Raw genomic sequence first — 257 nt, forward strand, 5'->3', positions numbered from 1 at the left:
CCCTTCCCTGCTCCGCGCCGTGGCCCTCAACCCGACCACGGTGCGCCTGTACTTTTTCAGAAAAAATTGGACAGCACCTCAGCCGCCATTGCGAGCCGCGACCATGGTGTGTTGCTCCAGGTTAATTTGAATTCGCTGCCCGCCCCCGATGCCACCGCCCCTTCCCTGCTCCGCGCCGTGGCCCTCAACCCGACCACGGTGCGCCTGTACTTTTTCAGAAAAAATTGGACAGCACCTCAGCCGCCATTGCGAGCCGC

At 61.9% G+C, this 257-nt stretch carries 1 protein-coding gene; it reads left to right on the forward strand.

Annotated features, from left to right (window positions below):
* Positions 1–66: 66 nt before the first annotated feature.
* Positions 67–257: hypothetical protein (locus BEN47_RS21750; protein ID WP_204378275.1), on the forward strand; the 191-nt coding region annotated here is incomplete at its 3' end.

The sequence above is a fragment of the Hymenobacter lapidarius genome (assembly GCF_001816145.1).
Classification (GTDB): domain Bacteria; phylum Bacteroidota; class Bacteroidia; order Cytophagales; family Hymenobacteraceae; genus Hymenobacter; species Hymenobacter lapidarius.